Origin of the sequence: Leptolyngbya cf. ectocarpi LEGE 11479, assembly GCF_015207065.1 — a bacterium.
Lineage (GTDB): Bacteria > Cyanobacteriota > Cyanobacteriia > Phormidesmidales > Phormidesmidaceae > Leptothoe > Leptothoe ectocarpi.
The window spans coordinates 1-21,312 of record NZ_JADEXP010000071.1; the positions used below are offsets into that span (position 1 = coordinate 1).

The 21,312-nt window shown below is 48.2% G+C and carries 20 protein-coding genes and 1 pseudogene; 14 read left to right on the plus strand and 7 right to left on the minus strand.

Annotation, left to right across the window (positions count from 1 at the left end; genetic code table 11):
• The 3 genes and pseudogenes from IQ260_RS10055 to IQ260_RS10065 form a co-directional block, all read right to left on the minus strand.
• Positions 1–853, minus strand: a pseudogene (locus tag IQ260_RS10055) (ATP-binding protein); the annotation flags it as partial.
• Entirely contained in the window at positions 850–1,113 is a 264-nt protein-coding gene (locus IQ260_RS10060) for a hypothetical protein (protein WP_193992975.1), read from the minus strand. The pseudogene IQ260_RS10055 and the gene IQ260_RS10060, both read right to left, overlap by 4 nt.
• A 6-nt stretch (positions 1,114–1,119) precedes the next feature.
• Complete coding sequence (locus IQ260_RS10065; protein ID WP_193992976.1) at positions 1,120–2,364, minus strand: DUF4255 domain-containing protein; 1,245 nt, start codon at positions 2,362–2,364, stop codon at positions 1,120–1,122.
• Between the two features lie 332 nt (positions 2,365–2,696).
• On the opposite strand from IQ260_RS10065, the gene IQ260_RS10070 reads away from it, so the two are divergent.
• The 14 genes from IQ260_RS10070 to IQ260_RS10135 all read left to right on the plus strand — a co-directional run bounded on the left by IQ260_RS10070 (position 2,697) and on the right by IQ260_RS10135 (position 17,086).
• The gene (locus IQ260_RS10070) at positions 2,697–4,406 is read left to right on the plus strand and encodes a phage tail sheath family protein (protein ID WP_193992977.1); all 1,710 of its coding nucleotides are present in this window, start codon (positions 2,697–2,699) and stop codon (positions 4,404–4,406) included.
• An 80-nt stretch (positions 4,407–4,486) separates the two neighbouring features.
• Positions 4,487–4,984 (plus strand): phage tail protein, encoded by a 498-nt coding sequence (locus IQ260_RS10075; RefSeq protein WP_193992978.1) that lies wholly within the window; start codon positions 4,487–4,489, stop codon positions 4,982–4,984.
• Between the two features lie 45 nt (positions 4,985–5,029).
• Positions 5,030–5,512: a phage tail protein gene (locus tag IQ260_RS10080; protein WP_193992979.1), complete on the plus strand. Its 483-nt coding sequence runs from the start codon at positions 5,030–5,032 to the stop codon at positions 5,510–5,512.
• A 5-nt stretch (positions 5,513–5,517) separates the two neighbouring features.
• Positions 5,518–6,045 carry a phage tail protein gene (locus IQ260_RS10085; RefSeq protein WP_193992980.1) on the plus strand — a complete coding sequence of 176 codons (528 nt, stop codon included), beginning with the start codon at positions 5,518–5,520 and terminating at the stop codon, positions 6,043–6,045.
• A 37-nt stretch (positions 6,046–6,082) separates the two neighbouring features.
• Positions 6,083–6,526: a hypothetical protein gene (locus tag IQ260_RS10090; protein WP_228015812.1), complete on the plus strand. Its 444-nt coding sequence runs from the start codon at positions 6,083–6,085 to the stop codon at positions 6,524–6,526.
• A gap of 4 nt (positions 6,527–6,530) precedes the next feature.
• Complete coding sequence (locus IQ260_RS10095; RefSeq protein WP_228015814.1) at positions 6,531–6,797, plus strand: hypothetical protein; 267 nt, start codon at positions 6,531–6,533, stop codon at positions 6,795–6,797.
• A complete protein-coding gene (locus IQ260_RS10100) occupies positions 6,797–7,393 on the plus strand; it encodes a phage tail protein (protein ID WP_193992981.1) in 597 nt (198 codons plus the stop codon). The genes IQ260_RS10095 and IQ260_RS10100 overlap by 1 nt, the downstream gene beginning before the upstream one ends.
• A 3-nt stretch (positions 7,394–7,396) precedes the next feature.
• Positions 7,397–10,897 (plus strand): mucin-associated surface protein, encoded by a 3,501-nt coding sequence (locus IQ260_RS10105; protein ID WP_193992982.1) that lies wholly within the window; start codon positions 7,397–7,399, stop codon positions 10,895–10,897.
• Between the two features lie 39 nt (positions 10,898–10,936).
• Positions 10,937–11,422, plus strand: coding sequence for a CIS tube protein (locus IQ260_RS10110; RefSeq protein ID WP_193992983.1), 486 nt, complete (start codon positions 10,937–10,939; stop codon positions 11,420–11,422).
• A gap of 115 nt (positions 11,423–11,537) precedes the next feature.
• Positions 11,538–13,547 (plus strand): VgrG-related protein, encoded by a 2,010-nt coding sequence (locus tag IQ260_RS10115; RefSeq protein WP_193992984.1) that lies wholly within the window; start codon positions 11,538–11,540, stop codon positions 13,545–13,547.
• Positions 13,548–13,560: 13 nt separating this feature from the next.
• Positions 13,561–13,953, plus strand: coding sequence for a DUF4280 domain-containing protein (locus tag IQ260_RS10120; protein WP_193992985.1), 393 nt, complete (start codon positions 13,561–13,563; stop codon positions 13,951–13,953).
• Positions 13,954–14,055: 102 nt separating this feature from the next.
• Positions 14,056–14,859, plus strand: coding sequence for an aspartate/glutamate racemase family protein (locus IQ260_RS10125; RefSeq protein WP_193992986.1), 804 nt, complete (start codon positions 14,056–14,058; stop codon positions 14,857–14,859).
• Between the two features lie 44 nt (positions 14,860–14,903).
• On the plus strand, positions 14,904–15,782 hold the full coding sequence (locus IQ260_RS10130; protein WP_193992987.1) for a substrate-binding periplasmic protein: 879 nt from the start codon (positions 14,904–14,906) through the stop codon (positions 15,780–15,782).
• Between the two features lie 5 nt (positions 15,783–15,787).
• Entirely contained in the window at positions 15,788–17,086 is a 1,299-nt protein-coding gene (locus tag IQ260_RS10135; protein ID WP_193992988.1) for a dicarboxylate/amino acid:cation symporter, read from the plus strand.
• A 2-nt stretch (positions 17,087–17,088) separates the two neighbouring features.
• Here the strand turns inward: IQ260_RS10135 and IQ260_RS10140 are convergent, their stop codons facing one another.
• From IQ260_RS10140 to IQ260_RS10155, 4 genes are all read right to left on the minus strand, one after another.
• The gene (locus IQ260_RS10140; protein WP_193992989.1) at positions 17,089–18,516 is read right to left on the minus strand and encodes a cache domain-containing protein; all 1,428 of its coding nucleotides are present in this window, start codon (positions 18,514–18,516) and stop codon (positions 17,089–17,091) included.
• A 147-nt stretch (positions 18,517–18,663) separates the two neighbouring features.
• Positions 18,664–19,035: a response regulator gene (locus tag IQ260_RS10145; protein ID WP_193992990.1), complete on the minus strand. Its 372-nt coding sequence runs from the start codon at positions 19,033–19,035 to the stop codon at positions 18,664–18,666.
• 25 nt (positions 19,036–19,060) lie between these two features.
• Positions 19,061–20,107 (minus strand): sensor histidine kinase, encoded by a 1,047-nt coding sequence (locus IQ260_RS10150; protein WP_193992991.1) that lies wholly within the window; start codon positions 20,105–20,107, stop codon positions 19,061–19,063.
• 3 nt (positions 20,108–20,110) lie between these two features.
• Positions 20,111–21,312 (minus strand): GAF domain-containing protein (locus tag IQ260_RS10155; protein WP_193992992.1); only part of this gene is annotated, 1,202 nt, incomplete at its 5' end.

Below are 21,312 nucleotides of genomic sequence, written 5' to 3' on the forward strand. Positions count from 1 at the left end.
CTATAAAGGTTGCGATCGCACTCCGCCGCTCGGCTCCTTCTGCTTCTAGATCCTCACAGTTGAGCAATATGGCCATGCGGCTCAGGCGATATTCGCGCTCACAGAGCGTCTGCAGTGTCTTTAACTGTTGCCAGTCTGTTGGTAAGGCCTCAGCCGATAGCTCTTGTAATTCCAGACTGAGGCGACGACAGGTTGCTAACGCCACTGTTCTTAAACTAGCCCCGGCCTCCCCGATGAGTTGAATCACCGGCAACAGGCTGTTGGCTAAACTCTGAGTCCATGCGTGCTCTATCTTGTCAATCAGGGATTGATGTGAGGGCACTAGCGGACTAGACGCCTGTACACTCCGCATCAGTGGCTGGAGCCGCTGATCTAAGTACTGCACCCCTGTTAGATAATGGAGAACGCGCTCATCAGTGCGCAGAGGGCTAGCAGTAAGCGCATTCCCAGCACCGATCTCAATGAGCTGATAGCGCCGTAGGGCCGCACTGGGGGTTAAAGCTCCCCAGGTGGCGTTTTCAAAGAGACTTAATGCCAAGCCAAGGGTGGGGTAAGCGCTGCCACCAGCAGCCTGACATAGGTTGGACCATTGCCCATCTAGCTCCATACCAGCACACAGCAAGAGAACATTTTTCTCAAACTCGGTGAGCCCAAAACATCGACTCAACAGCTCTAGGGCAAAGGGTTGTTCTGTGTAGCCGCCGTCTATTGTTTCTAGATCGGGTTCAGCTAGGTCGCTTTTTGTGCCGCTATGTTTTAATAGAGCCTGACGAACCTGAGCTAACGCCTGGGTCAGAAACTGTTGATTGGCACTGTGCCAGCTCTGGCGAGACTGTTGCAGGGCGGCTGTCATGGTTGATCGCCATCATTGACTAAATCCTGCAAATACTGAATGGCCTCTGTTGGAGACAGCAGCACAAACTCGCCGTCGCGGAGTAGCTCATACTGTCCCCCACGATAGCCATGGGCGGTAATCAGTTTTTTCTCAACTGCCAGAGTAGCCAGGGTATGGAGCTGGTTAACGCTAATTGCTTCGAGTTCTAGGTTCATTTTATGTTTGAGGATTTCAAGCTCGTCTGGCTGTTCGCCATTAGGTTCGGAAACGTCACTCATGACAGCTTATGTGATCACAACTCTCGGGCTGTTAAACCAGTTGAAGGTTTTACTTTTAGGATCGCTATCCACATCCAGCTGGCTATCAGCTCCGTCTACCTGCAGACGAATGAGATATTCTCCAGGTTTCACATTGTTAATGGGAATTGTTAGACAGTCGGTGTCCATTGTTCGCAAGGGAGCTTCAAACAGGTAGATGGCCGGAATCTCGATCGACCATTCATTCAGCGCAATCACAACTCGCTGGCTGGGTTTTACGCGTAAATGGGTCGATACCTGCAAGCGGCCTGTGCGAGGATCGTCGTCAATGCCTTCTATATCGCTTACTTGTACTGAGGTGACGGTGGGACACAGTACAAAAGGACAGGCATTAGAGGATACTGGGACAGCAGGCTGCTGTGACGGATAATGGATTACCTGTAAGGGTTGGATGCCGGCTTGAAGGGCCTGTGCTGGCACATCACCCAGGGATAGAATAATTTCAGTATCTGTAATACATTGGGGCACAACCTCAGTACTGCCAATTTTAATTTTGGTTCGAGGCCCTTCTAGTTGTTTTCCCACGACTCGCAAAATCGTATTCGCTTCGATGGGAAAGCGAGGGCCAGCCTGAGCCAATACCTTAGTGACTATAGGCTGATAAGCAAAGGGGGAAATAGCTAAGGATGATTCTCGTACCGGTAGGGCATGCTGAGCGGATAGTTGACCATCAATGACCACAGCCATTACTTTATAGACCAACGATAGGGAGTAAGGAGCCTGAAAAAAAGTAGACCAGATTTTTGACAGCTCATCCGTATCCATGTCCACGGGGTTAATGGTGATTTGGTGTGGATGGTGGGTCAGATCAGACTCTGCTAAAAAAGCAGCATCCCCAACAGCGGCGTCAATCATATCGGTGGTTAGTACGGTGTTGTCGCTGAGCAGACGAACAATACTGCCTAACAAACGCTGGGGCTCTAGCTCTGTATCATTCCCATAGGCGCTGAGCATGTAGTACAGATCTAACGAAGACTGTCGGCGGATGGGGCCTTTTTTGGAGCGAAAGGCGGCGGTGTCGCTATTGCGCAGAGCACTGTTGTGGGCGACCTGATATAGGAACATGTTAATCCCCGACTCGGGGGTGCTACTGCCAATGCTATTGGGCTTGAGAGTGGTGACTCTGGCCCCGTCAACATCGCGCTGAATCGCACCCTGTAACAGCCGCTGTAGGGTGGCGGTAACGGTTGCGATCGCAAGATGATTACTCATTCAGCAGTTATAGGTATTGATTAAAAATAAAGACAGCAGTAAAACCTGTACTGCTATAGAGATGCCCACTTAAACACTTAAATTCAACACAGCTTGTTCAATTGATGCACGTCCGTATTTTCCGGCGTCTGACAAAGTATCAATAAAACAAGTTGTACTTAATTTTAGTTTTATTGATACTGGCAGTTGTTTCTAGGGAAAACAAAATTCAAGACATTGAATCAAGTACTGCTGCTACGCAGTATTTTTTATCTTCTGTTAGAAGAAACGGGCAATCTCTTACAGTCGATACATCAAACATTACCGATTAATCCGGACGGAGGATAGCTAGTATGGCCTTAGACTACTTTGCACCAGGTGTGTACGTCGAAGAGGTAGACCGGGGTAGTCGCCCCATTGAGGGCGTCAGCATGAGCGTTGCTGGGTTCGTTGGCTTTTCTGAAGATGTACGAGGAGATGCCGAACTGTTTGAACCGATGATGGTGACAAACTGGGCTCAATATCTAGAGTTTTTTGGTAAACCAGGCTCCGATGGCTTTACTGATTTTGGTGCCTATCTTCCCTTTGCTGTCCAGGGTTGGTTTCTCAATGGGGGTGGCCGTTGCTGGGTCGTGAGCATTGGCACTCAGCTTCCGGGCTCTCCCAAACCTGTACCGGCTGAAAATGCGACCAAGCTAATTACATCTAGCGGTAAACCCTCTCTATCGTTTTACCTAAAGTCATCTGAGTCAGAAGCAGGGACACTGGCCCTACCCTCTAGCGCTGGTCGTCTCACAGTCAGTGTTTTAGACGGAGAGCCTAAACCCCTGTCAGAGGATGCTCCAGAGGATGCTGAACCCCCGATCAATAATGGTGAATATTTCACCGTTGTCGTCAGAAACGGTGATGAGATTCTAGAACGCTACGATCACCTCAGCATGAATCCAGATGTGGAGACCGCACTGGCGGATTATGCCGTCACTATGCTAGAGCCGTCCGACTATGTTGTCATCGGCGACATCTCCCAATCTGGCCAAGCGCTGTCTCGGCGGCCTGCTAATGGTTCCTATGAGATTGCTCCTCCGCCCTATGTAGGTGAACCCGACCGCTTTAATCGCGATCTCCAGGGCAACCGCGATGACCGCACCGGCATCCAAGGTCTTTATGAGATTGACGAAGTCTCTATGGTAGCCTGCCCTGATTTGTTATTAGCTTATGAAAGAGAACTCATCGATCTCGATCAGGTGCATGGTGTCATGGAAATGATGCTAAGTATGTGCGAAAACTCTTTCCCTGGCCCGGCCTATCGTATGGCTGTGATCGACCCTCCGCCGGTAAAGCCTGGCAAGAGCATGGCTCCAGTAGAGCCCAGTCGTCAGCGCCCAGCCGATGCTGCTAAATGGCTGAGTATGTTCAATCGACGCTCCATGTTTGGGGCCACCTACTACCCCTGGATTAAGGTAGCCGACCCTCGTAATGGCGGGCGTCCTAAGCTGGTCCCCCCCTCCGGACATATGATGGGAATCTGGTGTCGCACTGATGAATCTCGGGGTGTGTTCAAAGCACCAGCAAATGAAACCCCTCGGGGGGTGATTGGCCTAGCCTACGAGACCAATATGCGGGAACAGGAACTGCTCAACCCCCTAGGTGTTAACTGTATTCGTAACTTCTCCAGCTACAACCGTGGTCTCAAAGTGTGGGGTGCGCGTACCCTGGTTGAGCCCGACAACGTGCAGTGGCGTTATATCAGCGTGCGACGACTGCTGAGCTATATTGAAAAATCTATCGAAATTGGCACCCAGTGGGTGGTGTTTGAGCCTAATGATCCTGACCTTTGGGCTCGAGTGAGTCGCACTGTGAGTAACTTCTTAGAACGGCTATGGCGCGAGGGAGCCTTGTTTGGGGCATCTCCGTCAGAAGCTTTCTATGTCAAGTGTGATGGTGAACTCAACACCCACGACACCATTATGTTGGGTCGTCTGTATGTGGAAGTTGGTGTCTGTCCCGTGAGACCTGCAGAATTTGTCATCTTCCGCATTAGCCAGTGGGCACCTAATCAGTAGTATCCCACAGTGTCCTAAATCCCCTCTTCGGAGGGGATAAGCATCAGTCTACGTATTCAGAATTTTAAGGAGGTAACCTGATGGCTGATCTAAATAAGCCAATTGCCCCGAGTAGTTTTTACCTGGAATTTTCCGGGGTTTGCGAAGGGGAGAAGTCCGTTTTCAAAAATGTCAATATTCCTGACTATACTCCTAAGGTCCAAGGTGGACAGCAGGCCATTGGGACCACCAAAGGTGGCAAAACCATGTGGCAGGTCAACTCAGCTGGTTTTGAAGGACTGTTCACGTTTGACTGTGTCTGTATTGCCAGCGGCGATGGCGACAGCACCAGTAAAAAACTCTATGAGTGGTTCGAAAACTGCCTACCCGCCTCTAACGGTGGCAAAAGCAAATGGGGTAACAACAAAAAGGAAGGCAGCATTACCGCCTACGATACTGATGGCCAAGAAATTGCTAAGTGGCAGTTTGTTGAGTCCTGGCCTTCTAAGTATAAATGTGCCGATCTCGATGTAACGGCAGATGCTTACATTGAGGAGACGTATACCATTACTTGCGAGAAATTTAATCGGGTAATGTAGTTGGAAAGCTAAGTCAAAAAAGAGAACAGTCAAGAGAGTATCGTTATGGTTCAATATCTAACAAATTCAAAGTTCTACTTCGAGATTGATGGTGTGACCGGGCTGTCGGTTAAAACCTGTACCGGCCCGGAGATTGAGCTGGAGGTGGCCGGAGGAGACGCTGCCATTGGTGTCACCAAGAATGCCATCACTCAAACTCAATCGACCATTGGTGGCGTGAAATACAACAGTACTGTTACCCTGACCTATGTGGCTGGTAACGAATCCGACCAGAAAAAATTATCGGACTGGTACAACGATTGTCATCCTGATACCTATTCAGGAGGGGGGTCCAAAGCAATGGACAGTCGCAAAACAGGTTCGCTCGTGATCTATGATCCTAACGGTAGTGAAGCGATGCGCTATAACTTTATTGACCTGTTCCCAGGCACCAAAAAACAGATTAGCAGCCTTTCTGTTGACAGTGGTGGCAACTTGGCCGAAGACACGCTGGAGCTGTATTTTACCCAAGTTGTGCGAGCGGCTTAGCGCAGATGATATTCCCCGAGATTTTAACCAAGGCCCGTTTTTATCTGGAACTCAGGTTGGACGGCAGTGTTGATCTAATTGACGGTTACTTCATGGAGTGCAATGGCTTTCAGCGATCGCAAGAGGTGATTGAAATCTGTGAAGTAACCCCTCAGGTCTGGGGACAACAGGGACGTAGCCACGGTCACGTTGTCCGTTCTAAAATTCCGGGCAACAGTTCCTATACCAATATCACCCTCAAACGAGGGTTAACGGTATCCACCGCCTTTTGGGATTGGATGGATACCATTGGGGCAGGTAACTGGGCTGACCAACGGCGCAATGGGGCTCTGTGTATCTATGGACAATCGGGCTTAGAACAGTTTCGATTTGAGTTTACGGGTGCTTGGCCGGTTAGCTACAAGATTTCGGATCTCGATGTGAAAGGCGCGGAGCATAATGTCGAGGAAGTTGAGATCGCAGTAGAATCACTCAAGCGAGTGTCTGATAGCTGGATGCTGGGGGCGGCTGCACTGGGTGTGGCGATGAGTTAGTAGGCCAGTTTGATTTTGTTTTTAGATTGATAGACTGATGGTAGCTGTTCAACTGAGTAATAATTTGGGGCTAGCACCGCCGAAAGCCAAGCCCTCCATTCAACCCATTGAGCCATCATCCGGGTCACCGGGTCCAAATGTGGATAATGGAGACTCTCAAACCCATCCACAGGTGAGTGCGCCCTCGGGTTTACAAACCGAGTTCGCCTTTGAATTACCAACGGGTTACCTTGATGAGCTGGGGCAGATTCACCACCGAGGAGTCATGCGCCTGGCCCGTACCGTCGATGAGATTGAACCCATGTCTGATCCGCGAGTGCAGGCTAACCCGGCTTATGCCACAGTCATTATTTTGTCACGGGTAATTTTGTCACTGGGTACCCTGCCTGAGATAAATCCTAGGGTAATTGAACAACTATTTGCGGGAGACCTAAACTACCTGCAGAAATTTTATAGAGAGATTAATGGACTGATGGAGTAGATGCATGATGACGCAGTTAAATCCCAGGGCTGGGGCTGAACAGGCAACGTTTTTACCGCCCACTGGGTCAGTTTCTAATCCGGCGGGATTTGTGGCTCCGGCCATTGTTCAAAGTAATCATACCCTAGAGGTAAAGCAGATGATGGCTCAGGTGGCGGTCAAGCTATCGCACAATCCGATGGCGATGGAAGAATTTTGCGATCGCATCCACCAGCTCCTCCGTGACGACATCCAAACACAGCAAGAACGATCTTGCAGGAGACGCCGCTGATGTTCAATGAAATATTGACCGCCAATAATCTAGTCTCATCCGTTGCCGGTGATCTGTTTGGTGACAGCCGCTCATCAACGTCTAACGCCGCCGACTATGTTACCAGTAACCGATTTTACGTCGAAATTGAGAGTAAAATCACCGCTTGTTTTACCGAATGTGGTGGACTGGGCGTGCAGATCAAAAAAGAAACCGTTGCCGAAGGAGGCTTAAATGACCAGCAGCGAATTTTGCTTGGAGCCCCTGAATTTTCCGATGTCACCCTTAAGCGCGGCCTCAGCGGCAATCAAGTTTTCTGGGATTGGCTCAGTGCACTATTTCAACCCCGCACCTCAGGTACCGGACTCAACCAATACCGCCGCAACATTAACATTTTGGTCTTTAACCAGGCCGGACAAACCCAGCAGTGTTGGACTCTGATTGGTGCTGTTCCAGTGGGCTGGCAGGCCCCGTCCCTACAGGCGGACGGCAATGCCGTTGCCATTGAGGAGCTGACATTAGCTTACGAGGGATTAAATGTCAGCTTTGGTGGCAGCGGTGGGGGTGCCACCATGCTGAAAGACCGCTCGGACACTGGCTACTTTGCCAGTAAGTAATCCATGGCAAGCCAGCTGGGTCATGATTCGCCGTTAGGCGCATTTCATAACTTGGGCCATAGAGTCCAGCGACGTTCGCTGGGAGCGTCATCGCTGACGATACTTGATCTCAAAACGTTTTATCCCTATGGGTTTCCAGCCATTGCCCCGGAACGTTCTGTAAGCGAGGCACAGCCTAGCAGTTCGGACGACAACACTGTTGCCCGTCAGATCGATACGTCAGCCCCATTTCGTACGAGTCTACAACGTTACTTTAAGCCGGAAACCAGCGCTTCACTAAAGGGAGAAACAGCAGTATCTAATCGGGCAACAGCACCAACAGCGAATGTAGAAACCACTCTTTCTCAGAATACAGAGCTAATATCTGAGAAGCATACTTTACAGCGTTCAACTATTGAGGATATTTCAGAACCTGCGTCTGACAGTTTCCAACTATCAGGGACTGATACTGCCGATATTGTCGGCTCAATCCAAAATAAGCAGCCATCGCCATCTACTTCCCAGATTTTAGTCGACAACCATAGCGAGATTCAAAGAACAACAGACTTAACCAATGGACAAATTGACAGACTGCCCATTGACTCACCGATTGTTGAATCCAATACACCCGCTTTAACTCAGCAGCCGTCGGCGGCTTCGATCAATATTAACGATTCAATTCAGAGTCTTCGGGCACCATTTGCGTCGGTGCAACGCTCTGACGAACAGCTTACTCAAAGTGTTGCACAGTCCTCTAATGCCAACATTCAGCCAGACTCAAGTTCTAAACTACTGGTTCCTTCAAGTACATCGCCTAGCCTTGATGCACACCCAGCTCTACAGCCTGATCCACCTGTTCAACGATTGCATGAGTCAACAGATGGTTCCGCAGATGGTTCCGCGTCTTTATCTCCTCCAAGCCAAAATTTAGCTGCTACATCAGCATTAGAACCAGACCCAACGTTGCAGCGTCAGTCAGACTCAACCGCCGCCGCTATAGCTGCTCATCCGGCTACACCGCAGACCGAAGCTATTCAAAGGGTTACTGAACAGAACAATACAGCGTCAGAACCGCTATCTAGCTCCGAAGATTTTTCCTATCAGCCTAGCACTCATAATAGCAGCGACTCTGTATCGACTGGCCCATTGACTGGTTCGATGCAAAACTCTCAACAACCTGAGCCTGTTTCTGGTCAACTGGATCTATCTCCTAAAATTCAGGCTAAGCCAAATCAAACACTATTTAGCTATAGCTCATCTAACTCAAGTCCAGCTCAACAGCAGTCTAACCTGGCTTCTGAGAATTTCGGATCAAACCAGCCGTCAATATCTTCGGATCAGATTGAAGCAAAGCAGGGTATAGCTAAAAAGCCGGATTCTCAGAAGCAGACTATTAATGAGCAAGCTGCGATCGCACCCACTCCATCAACCACAGCACAAACATCTTCTCACACAGAGATTCAACGGTTTCCAAACCTAAGCGGTCCAGATATCAGTCCTAAAAGGACTGACCGATCACCCTCTGTACCGACCGAACCATCATCAGCAACAGAACCGCTCACGGTTGACTCTCTCAGTATTCAATCCGGTGATAGTGCGCATCAGGAAATTCAACGTACCGCTGATACAGCTCAGTTAACAGAATCAACCATTTCGACAACAAACCAAACACAAATAGCTCCAGTTCCTGATGTTCGGAGTCCAGTCAAGGTCACCTCGTCCATCGTTCAGCCTGATGCTCAGAGTCCAGCAAAGGTCACCTCGCCCATAGTTCCGTCCATGACTGCTGCTGATCCATCTATCGCTAGTGTGTCAATTCAACGGGCTGCTGTAACTCAGCCAGCCCAATCAGCGTTTTCAGTATCACTCTCGGAGCAAGTCAACCCATTAGCCGATGTTCAGAGAGCGTCAGAGGCAGCTTTGCCTCTAGCTCAGTCTAGACTAACTTCAGAGAACTTGGATCAGGTTCAACAGCCGACTAATATTACCTCTGAAGATTCGGTCAATGCTGTGACCAACCCGGTCGCAACTAACATAGCCGGTTTGGCTCAAAGGATGGCTGAGTCATCCATCTCAGAAACGCCAATCTCAGAAACGTCTATACCCAATCTCTCCGATACTTCTGGTCAAAACTTTGATAACAACCAGCAGACTACTGAAGCAGCTGCACAAGCTATTGGTAAAGTGCCTCCGCAGTCAGTCAACTCTGTGCCGCCAGTTTCTAAATCAAACGGTAACGGTGAGTCCTCAGAAATCGCTGATTCTGTTCAGAGATCTTCAGGGGGGATTGGAGAGGAGCAGAACACAGTTGAAAGACTGAGTTCTCAGGAACGGACGAATGCGATCGCACCGTCCTCATCAACCAATCAAATCTCCTCTAATATTGAGATTCAAAGATCTTCAAATCTCAGCGGTCCAGATACCGGTTCTAAAGAACATAACTCATTATCATCTCCACCAATCCCTCAGCCATCATCAGAAACTGAATCTATCACTCCCGATCCCATCAATGAGGAGCCCACTGCTGCTGCAAACAATTTAATTCAGCGTGAGACTATAGATTCATTTACTGTTGACCCTGATAATGTCCAGTCCGCTATCAATTCAAATACCGAATCTGTCAGTCAGTCTACGGTAGAGTTATTACAGAGCAGCAATGATTTATCTAGTGGTAGCACATCTGAGTCTCATCAGAGCCAGTCAACATCATCAATCCCAGATACAGTTCAACGAGCAGTCAACCATAGTTCCCTTGCACATAAGACGCTAGGCCCCTCTAGCCGCAACCCGCTGCCGGTATTACAGCCGCTAGGTGTATTACAGCCACTGCCATCATCGCTAAAAATAGATAAGCCGGTTAGCCCTTCCTCAGCTTCATCTCAGTCCCAGTCAGGTACGATTCAACGACAGGTTATTCCCAGAGAGGGGGCCAACCTTGAGTCATTAGTCACTGGCCTCGCCAATAGTCAGCAAGAGTCTTCTATCACTCAACAAAATACTCAAAAGCCGAATGGCACTGAATTAAGGCTGGTGGGCGGTGCTGCCAAGATTCAACGCCAGCCCTCTGAAACTGACAGCTCTATTCCGCAGCACGCTGATAGCATTCCGAGTGAGTGGTCTAATCTAGAAGACCTGGTTACCCATCTACAGAAGAGCAATACCTCTAACCATGCGGCAGCTAAAACAGCCTCTTCTGACCAACCCAGTGGCAGTCAATCTACCGTAAAAGCACCACCACCTAAGCAAACAACCCAACCAGTCAAACTAGATAAACCAGCCAATGTCACCGTTCAACGCCAGATAACCAACCCACCACCTGCAACAAAGCCAACCATTATACAGGCTTGCAAAGATACCTCTTCTAACACTAACTCGGCCAATGCTGACGAACAAACTGACGAACAAACCGCCGACAGCCATAACTATAGTCAGTATGTTGAACTATTAGCTCAGGAGGTCTATAGTCTACTGCGCCAGAGACTCTCGCTTGAACAGGAGCGTCGAGGTCCTAAATATCCCAGATAGATCTGGCTTATAGCCCTATAAAAAACAATAGATAAAACCATGAGTAAATTTGTTAAAGCTAAGCTCATTGCCCAAGGCGGCGGTAACAATATTGAATTTATGTTTAACCCTACTGAACTCAGCTTTAGTCGAAAGATGAATCTGAACTCTGGCGGCGGTGCCCGAACAGATGAGGGAATCCCAAAAGTTAGCTTTGGTTCTCCAGAGCCCTACTGTATCACCGTTGGCGGGCTGATTTTCGATACCTATGAAACTGGAGAGAATGTGCTCGATAAACATGTCGAAAATTTCCGTCAGGCCGTTGAGTTTTTAGATAGTGCAGAACGACCACCCATGTATATCTTCACCTGGGGAAAGCAAGAGTATTTGCGCTGTTTTGTCCAATCCCTTTCCTATAAGCTGACCATGTTTTTACCTGATGGTACCCCTGTCCGAGCAACGGTGGATGTTACCTTGCAGGAAATTGGTGAGACCAGTAGCTCGGGCAATACCGGTACGCCGAGTCGTGGGAGTAGCAGCCGTTAGGGGCGTAAAAATACGCAGGATCGATTATTTTTGGTTTCTATCAACCCGTAATTGCCTGCATGTTCTCCAGAGAACACGCGATTAGAATCAAGTTTTATTTATAAGAAGCTATTATATGGCTGCCACCAAGTTCGTTGCTACGCCTACGCTCAAAATTGATGGCAAAGCCGCCTCCAGTGAACTTATGGAGGATATTTTACAGATTGTAGTTGAGGAAAGCCTACATCTGCCAGGTATGTTTACCCTGGTCATTCAAAATGACTACTATGCTGGTGAAGAGAAGCATCAGGTCTGGAAACACGAGAAACTTTTTGAGATTGGTAAATCGATTGAAATTGGGTTTTCAGCTAGTACCACTGAGTCCGATGAGTTTGATGATGAGAATAAAGGCAATGTGATCACAGGGGAGATCACGGCCATGGAAACTCATTTTACCAGCGAAGCCCAGGCTCCTATTATTGTGCGTGGTTATGATGTCTCCCATCGTCTACATCGGGGGCGTCACAGCCGATCGTTTCAAAATAAAACTGATTCTGACATTGTTAAATCCATCGCCTCGGAAGTTGGTATTGCGGTGGGCAAAGTGGATGCTAGCGGCGGCCCCTACGGCTATGGAGATATTGGTGGCTCCAGCGGCTATGTGTTTCAACAGAATCAGACCAATATGGAGTTTTTACGAGAGCGAGCTGCCCGCCACGGATTTGAGCTATTTGTGCAAGATGGCAAACTCAACTTTCGTAAACCTACTAAAGACAGCACCCTCTCCCTAGAATGGCTACAGGATATCCACAGTTTTCGCGTCCGGGTAAGCAGTGCCGAACAGGTGAAAAGTGTAGAGGTGCGGGGATGGGACTATAGCCGTAAAGAGGTGATTGCTGAAACCATTAGCAAAGCCCAACAGGTTTTAACGGATACTGATAGTGGCGAAGGCAGCACAACGGTCAGCAGCTTTGAGGGTAAACCCAAAACGCCCACATTGATCATGGTGGACCAGCCAATTTCTCAGGCGACAGAGGCCAAAGCCATGGCCCAGGCACTCTATGATGAAGTGGGTGGAGAGTTTGTCCAGGCAGATGCTCGTAGCGAGGGCGATCCCTCCATTCGTCCTGGGCGGGTGGTGAAGCTAACCGGCATGGGTAAGTATAGCGGTAGCTACTATGTCACCGAGACTCGCCATGTACTCCATGAGCGCATTTACAAAACTGAATTTAGCGTCAGAGGGCTACGCGGCGGCGATCTGCTCCAAACGTTAGAAACTAAAAATACCCTACAGCCAGGACAGACACTGATTGTGGGCATTGTGGCGGACAATAAGGACCCGAAGGGCTGGGGGCGAGTAAGGGTAAAGCTCCCTACCCTTACAGAAGAGCACATGAGCAATTGGGCGCGGGTAGTATCGGTGGGGGCAGGTCCCAGTCGAGGGATTGACTGGCTGCCGGAGATTAATGACGAAGTCCTGGTGACCTTTGAGCATGGGGATATCCATCGACCTTATATTCTGGGTGGGGTATGGAATGGGAAAGATGCACCGCCGGAGAAGACAGAAGAAACTATTGTTAATGGCAAAGTCCGTTTGAGAACTCTAAAAACCCGTCTGGGACATACTCTCCAGTTTGTGGAAGAGGATAAGGGGGATAGTAAGCAGGGGGTCTATTTAACAACAGTGGATAAACACCAGCTCCATCTAAATGATACCGAGAAGTATGCAGAGCTAAAGACTAAGGACGGCCATCAGCTGACGTTGGACGATAAGAATAAGAAGATAGATCTAAAAACTAAGGGCGGTCATCAAATCTCGATGGATGATAACGGAAAAAAGGTGGATATTATCTCTACCGGCGGTCTAAATGCAAAGTCGGGCAAGAGTGGCAAAAGCGACAAGATCAATATTAATGGTGGTGAGATTACGCTAACGGGAGCGACAAAGATTACGCTGAAGGTGGGTAGTAACAAGATTGTGTTGAGTAATACGGGGGTAGATATTTCAGGAACTCAGGTAAATGTCAAGGCGAATGCGACAGCAAAGGTGGAGGGGGCGATGGTGGATGTCAAGGGAAAAGCGACGGTAAATGTGCAGTCTTCAGGGATGACAAAGGTGGCAGGGAGCTTGTTGAAGTTGAATTAACTGGAGATCAATTATGGGAATTCAAGTTGTTGCAGGAGCTATGCTTAAATGTCCATTTGGCATCGCTCCCAGTGTTTTAAATGTTTTACCTAAAGGTCTCCCTGTCATGGCATCTGGCCCTTTAGCTGCGACCATTATGGACTATGCTCCCATCGTTAATATCCCTCCCTTTGGCATGTGTAGCTCCCTGGCCAATCCCACAGTTGCTAGTGCTACAGCGGCTGCTTTGGGTGTGCTGACTCCGATGCCCTGTGTACCTGTTATTCCAGCACCCTGGGCACCGGGCTCACCTATCGTACACATTAATAATTTTCCAGCTCTTAATAACAGTTCAAAGTGTATGTGTACCTGGGGTGGGGTGATTTCTGTTATGAATCCTGGCCAGTTTACAGTTCAAATTCCCTAGCTCCGTGCTCTCTTTAGCGACTTCTTCCCTTGCCTGCTAATATGTATCACCAATCGGGAACTCTCAAGGAGTAATTATTCCCAAGCAAGCCATGGGGCCATAATGGCAAATACTCTTTCCAAACCCCCTCAACAGCAATTAAAGCTTCCAGGTATTTTGGGTGGGTTAGGTCCGTTAGCCCATATTGAGTTTGAACAACGCTTGCTGCACCAGAGTGCGCGTCGGGGAGCACAGTGTGACCAGGACCACCCCAATTGGGTAGTCCTCAGTGCTGCCTCAACGCCAGATCGAACCCAAAGTTTGTTGGGCACCGGATCAGACTGTTTGCCCCAGCTGGTGCGTAGTGCTTCCTGGCTAGAAAATATAGGTGCAGATTTTCTCGTTGTTACCTGCAACACAGCCCATGGGTTTTACCCTATGGTTCAGTCTCAGATTGGTATTCCTTGGCTCCACATGATGGAGGCGACGGCCGCTTATATTGCTCGCTGCTTTCCAGCTGTGCGGCGAGTTGGTGTGTTAGCGACGGATGGAACGTTGCGATCGCAACTTTACACCACTAGCCTAGCCCAGTATGGGATCTCTCCCATTTCACCTCCCCTAGGATCTACCATTCAGCACCGCGTCATGGACTCAATTTACTCGCCTGACTGGGGAATAAAATCTGGTGGTGTCTGGGTTTCAGACCTAGCCCTGATCGAACTCATCGTTGCTTCTCGCTGGCTAGCAGACCAAGGGGCGGAGCTGATTATTGCCGGATGTACCGAAATCTCCATCGGTCTAGCCAAACTCAGTCAGCTGCCCATTAACTGGATCGACCCGCTCGATATCATGGCCAACCTTACCCTCGATCTAGCCTATGGAGTGGTTCCAGCTCCATCCGTTGTGTCAGCCAAACATTTCTCATGATCAATCATTCGTTACTACGACTCCCCCCATGGATATCGCATGTCTTGATCTTAACGGTCCTGGTTCTGGTCTGCGGATTATGTCAGGTCTCTATTTTTAGTCACCCTGCTTTAGCCAATTCGGTTACCACGTTTCAGCTAGGCAGTGAGGGAGATGGAACTCTCTCTGCCCGCACCGAAATGCCCCCTGATATGCAGCGTATTCTTGATCGAGGCACCTTAATTGTTGCCTTACTAGGGAACGACAACCCTCCCTTTTTTATAGGTGAGACCCAGGATCCTGACGGGCTAGATATTAAAATTGCCCAAGGATTAGCCCATGCCCTAGACGTCGATTTAGAATTTAATCGTTCGGCACAAACCTTTAACGACGTTGTCGATCAGGTTTACCAGCTAGACGCTGACATTGCCATTTCTAAACTTAGTCGTACCCTAAGTCGTGCAAAACGCGTGCGATTCTCCCATCCCTATGTCACCATGCGCCAGGGACTCCTGGTCAATCGTCTACAGCTGGCCCAGCAAACCGAAGGCAGTCATGTTGTTGAGGCCATTCGCAACTTTAATGGCAACGTTGGTGTGATTGCAGGGTCTTCCTATGGCAGTTTTATCAAGCAAAAATTTCCAGCTGCGACCATTCAAACATATTCTACCTGGGATGACATTGTTAAAGCTGTTGTCGAGGGTGATATTCAGGCTGCTTACCGAGATGAACTAGAAATCAAAAAGGTTGTTCTCAAAAATCCAGACGCGGCCCTTAGACTACAAACTATTGCACTAACCGATACCCAAGACCAAATTGCCATGGCTCTTCCCTGGGATAGTCAAACGTTACAAGCTTTTGTTAATCAGTATTTAGACACCTCCAACCTTGACTACACCGCTGATGATGTTTTGGCCAAGTATGCCGACTACCTACAAGAGTAAAAATTATGACTATTAACCCAACGGGCAAACAGCAACTATGGTCGGGTAAATTTTCGCTCAGCTGGCTACGCAGTCCCTGGGCCATATTAGTGAGCGTTGTTTTTGCCATTTATACAGGCACAACCCACCAAGAACTGGCAGTTCTATTAGCGCCTTTAGGAGACTTTTATTTAGGCTTGCTCAAGATGTGTGTCCTGCCTATTCTCTTGGCAGCCATCACCACCAGCATTGGTCGTCTCATGCGGAGTAGCAATGCTGCCCAGTACATTAAGCGTATCCTGGTGGTATTCCCATTGGGACTTATAGCATCCAGTGGGCTGACTGTCGTTCTTGCAGCGATTGCAGGCCCAGGACGTAATCTTTCTACAAAAACGTTAGAGTCTTTGGGGGTGCTGGTCAATAGCTCCAGTGTTGATCTAGAAATGGCCCTAACGGGGCCTATTGTTGAAGCACCGTCTAGAGGCATGGGCTCATTTCTCATCAGCTTAGTCCCTGACAATATTTTTAGTGCCCTTAGCCAGGGTGAGACCTTAAAGGTACTCATTTTTTCAATTGTTGTGGGTATTTCGCTAGGTCTGATTCGCGATCCCATTACTGAGTCTTGTTTCGATATTTTAGAAACGATTTATCGCACCTTTAACCAACTGATCAACTGGCTGACCATGGTTTTACCCATTGGATTGTTTAGTTTGTTGGCCTATCAACTCTCCCAGCAAGGGTTGGATGTCATGCTATCCATGATTAACTTTGTCGTGGCTGCCCTGGTTATCTTTTTGATAATGTATGTTTTAAGTACGTTGGTAATTTGGCAACAGGCTAAGACATCATTAGTCAATGTCGTGGCCGCCCTACGCGAACCGACAATTTTGGCATTGGCAACATCTAGTAGTTTAGCCTGTCTACCATCATCCATTGCTCAGCTGAGTGAAGCCTTAAAATTTAATCGCCAAACGGTGAACCTTGTTACTCCACTGTCCATTACGATTTGTCGGTTTGGTTCAGTTATTTACTTTGCCCTCGGTTCTTTGTTTGTCATGCAGCTATACGACAAACCCCTGAGCCTTGGCAGTATCATCATTGTAATTGTCGGTTCTATTTTTGCTGGTATGGCAACGGCGGGTGTGACCGGTATTCTCACCTTAACTATGCTAGGTATTGTGTTGGAGCCGTTACAGCTGCCATTAGAGGCTGTGCTAGTTCTATTTGTTGCCATTGATCCAATTATGGATCCCTTTCGTACGCTGGGAATTGTTCATACTGGCATTGCTGCTACATCTGTAATTGCGGATGTAGAAAATAAATAAACCTACCTATTTCGATAGGCTTGGCGAACCTGCTGAGCCTGTTTCAACGCTGTTTCTAGCTGCTGTTGGTCGCAGTTAGCACGACCATTCTGACCCACCTCTGTTTTTAGTAGCTTTACCTGCTCTGAGAGTGTCTGTTGACGACTCATGACAACAATGGCCATATCATTAAACAATTCAGCTAGTTTACTAAACTCATCAGGACGTGTGATTACACGGGCCAATGTGCTCGGATCAAATCGGTTTCGCTTAATCTCATCAGCGGCTTGGTTGAGCTTATTGATCGGTCGAATAATATGAAGTGCTGCTGCTATGGCTATAAAAGTGGCCGCTACGGTAATGCCAGCACCAATGACAAGCGTGTGTCGGGCCGTGGTTCGAATCGTCGCCATATAATCATTTTGCGGAATAGTTACGCCAATGATCCAATCAATTCCCAGATCTTTTAGATGATAAATATGCGCTAGCTGCTTTTCTCCTTCTAGGTCAAACTCAAAGGAGTACTCGTTGCCCATCTTGCTTAAATCGTCAATATTTTTGAGCAGATGGGTGACGGTCTCTCGCACTAGCTGATTTTGGCTATTGGTTGCGGCTAAACGTAGTCTGCTGTCGTCACGAATAATAAATGGTTTCTCGTTAGCGGAAATTGCAATCAAGTCTCCAGAAGGTTCGATAATAAATGCTTTGCCATTGGGACTAATAGACAAATTTTGGAGAAAGTTGCTTAACTCAAAGAGATAGACATCGGTACCAAACACGCCTTCTAACTGACCAGCTTGATTAAAAATAGGAACAGCACGGGTTAAAGTGAGATCGGCCCTAGAGTTAGCGATATAAACCTGGCTCCAGATTGGCGCTTTGTTGAGGGCTGCTTCTTTATACCAGGTTCTGCCGCGAGGGTCATAGTCAATAACTTTAAGCTGCCTAGTCAGGGTGGTGGCATCATCGGCCTCATAGGTAATCCGACGAAAATCGGTGGCTTTATCGACAAAGTCAATCCGGCTTTCATCATCTTGGTATTCGCTGTAAACAAACTCTCCTAGCCTATTACCATAGTAGAAATTATTAGTTAGGGCGTCTGATTGGGTCAGATACCATAGGGATTGACCCAGTTGACGAATATCCTGAATATTTAAATTGCCATTGGCAACTTCCGCTTCAATCACAGCGGAAATTAAAGATGGTTTGGTTAAATAGCCGACCACCTGCTTTTCAATATTGGCGGCCACCTCTGTACTGATTTTGCCGACTAGTTCATCAACGGCCTGTTGACTGCTGCGAAACGCTAGCCAGCTGGTTAAAACAATGCCAGAGACTAAGGGCGTCACCACATATAGAGGCAAGCTCCAGCGAATAGAAACAAGTTTTTTGGTGGTATTTAGCCCCGTGGCAATACTGCTAGAGAGAGGATTATTAGATCGAGCTGGCATGGAATTAACCGTTGTTAATACTGGCTTTGAGGGAAACTTAGATGCGTTTCCTCCAGCATGCCCGTGGCAAACCTAATATCAACATTATTTTATGGTCAATCCTCAACGATTTGTTTAGCTCAGCAATGGTAGATCGATGGGGTTGAGCTAGGGGAGTGCTGAAAAAATTTGATCCGATATGGTCATGGGATCATAGGGTTTTGTGATCACAGATAAGACTTTGAGCTGTCTAAAGAATTCTTGTTCGTGGGACTGGGCCTTAGCGGTCAAAATGATGATGGGAATCTGTTGGGTTTGGGGATTATCTTGGAGCCTTTCTAGAATGGTCAGTCCATCCATGCCTGGCATCATCATGTCTAGCAGGATGACATCAGGGTGTTCTGTCTGTGCGATCGCAATGCCCTCTTGACCATTACTGGCCTTTAAAACATCCCAATGGCCGGTAATTTCTAGACACAGCTGGGTTGCTTCTCGGATATCGGCATCATCATCAATAATGAGAATATGTTTAGTCTCCATCACTGGGGTCCTCACGGAAATTGAGTCATGGGAAGTGTCGTTCTAGGGAAGGCTGAGTTAAGACCGGTAAGGTGAAGTAAAAAGTAGTGCCATCGCCGCTCTGGGCCCAAATTTTACCGTCATGCTGTTGTACGATGCTGCGGCAGATGGCCAGTCCCAAGCCTGTACCCCCCTGATGGGAGCGGACATCTGAGGTATCGAGCTGTTCAAAGCGATTAAAAATGGTTTCAATTTTGTCATCGGGAATACCATATCCCTGATCTTTGACCTGAATTAGCAACAAAGTTTCTGAGATATCCAAACCTGATTGCATCGCATCTTGCCCCCTTTCATTGAGGTTGGCTTCCACTAGTGATACGTTATGGGAATGAATTTTCTGAGCCCTGACCTCGACTGTCGTACCGTTGGGAGAAAATTTAATGGCGTTGCTCAGTAAATTTGTCAGTGTTTGAATAATGCGATCGGGGGCTGCCCACAGCTGGGCTGACATGGGAAAAACATTGAGCTGAATGTCATGATTTTCGGCCATGGCACGCATCTCGTCAGCCGCTTGTGACATGATATGAGCGAGATTACAGGTTTTTTTGTTCAGAGTAATTTTGCCTAACTGTATGCGCTCAACATCTAAAATGTCATTGACCAGTCGCACGAGTCGTTTGGTGTTAGAAAAGGCAATGTTGACCATGCGCTGACGTTTAGGAGCTGAAATCTCTAAGTTTTCCTGGGCTAATAAACCCAGGGCAGCTCTAATAGACGTTAAGGGTGTTCTGAGTTCATGGCTGACAACAGCAATAAACTCATCCTTCATCGCCTCAATAATCTGGCGCTCAGTAATATCCTTAAAAATAACAACGGCACCGACAATGGTGTTGTTCTCATAAATTGGGGTGCTGACATATTCTACGGGAAAGCTAAATCCTCCCTGGCGTTCAAACAAATCACCAGCAATATGATGGGTTTCGCCTCGCTTTAAAGTTTTAAAGATCGGGCTTTTTTCCCATCTGTAGGGAATCTTCTCTGATGTCGAATAATTAAGTAACCCATGCATAAACTGACCGATCAGTTTATGCATGGGTTACCTTAGGGCCCTGGCTGCCGCTGGGTTAACAAAGACTGTTTTACCTTCAGTATCGAGGCCATAAATACCTTCTCCAGCAGAATTGAGAATTAGGTTATTTTGGTGGCTAACGCGTTTGAGACAGTCTCGGGCCTGCTGGAGTTCTGCATAGGTCCGTTTACGCTCTGTAATTTCTTGCTTTAGACTCTCGTTTAGCTGCTGTAGTTCGGTTGTACGCTGTAGCACCCGTGCCTCTAGGTCGGCATTAAGCGATTGCACTTCTTGGTAGAGCTGAGTCTGGTAAATAAAAGAGGCAAACCGATCGTTTAAATCCTGAGCCAGACCAACATCTCGCGCTGCCCAGGTATGGGCTTGATTCTGCTTGAGTTCTCGCCAGGTTTCAAAGGATTGGCGCGGTCGCTGCTGGCGCGGATCAGAGGCATCTAAACGACCCGCCCAAATAGTTTCACAATCAATTGCCTGTCGGAAAAGGGTCAAATATCCTAGAAATCGATTTCGATGGGTGAGTCTAGCCACCAACAGCCCTCGAATATCTGCGGACATTAGGGCAGACGTGAGGGTCCACGAGAGCTCCGTTTGTTGGATATCATTAATGACCCATAGCTGATCAACCAGCTGATTGGGGGCTGCGGTATCTAGCCAGGTTTGCCAGTCAGGCAGCTGTTCTAGGATGGGCTGTTGACCCGCAGCTTTAGCGATCATACTGAACTCAGGTTGGATGCCGCTGAGGATGAGCTGACAGGTTGAATTTTGGTCTGGAATGTAGAGTCTTCCCCCCACGCATTGCAGAGCTATAACAGTTTGATCGAGGGCTTTTTGGAGTGAATCTTGGGGAGTGGAGTGTAAGAGCGAGACCACCTGGTTGATTAGGGCTTCATGCTGTCCCTGCAGACGGGTTAACTGCATGAGATTAGCATGACTGATGGCCACAGCCACCTGATCAGCAATCAGCTGGACAATCTCTAGTTCTTTGCGGCTCACCCGTCGAGGCACACTGTGGTGGGCGACCAGCAGTCCCCAAAGCTGATGACGGTGGAGAATCGGCACCACTAGCGATGAGCGTACGCCCATCGCTGTCAAATATTCAACATGGCAGGGATCAACGGAGCGAAACCACAGGTTGGCGGTTAGCGGTTCCTGGGTGGTATGGCAAAGGAGAGGGCTAATACCAATCTCTCGTTTTGCGACATTGACGATGG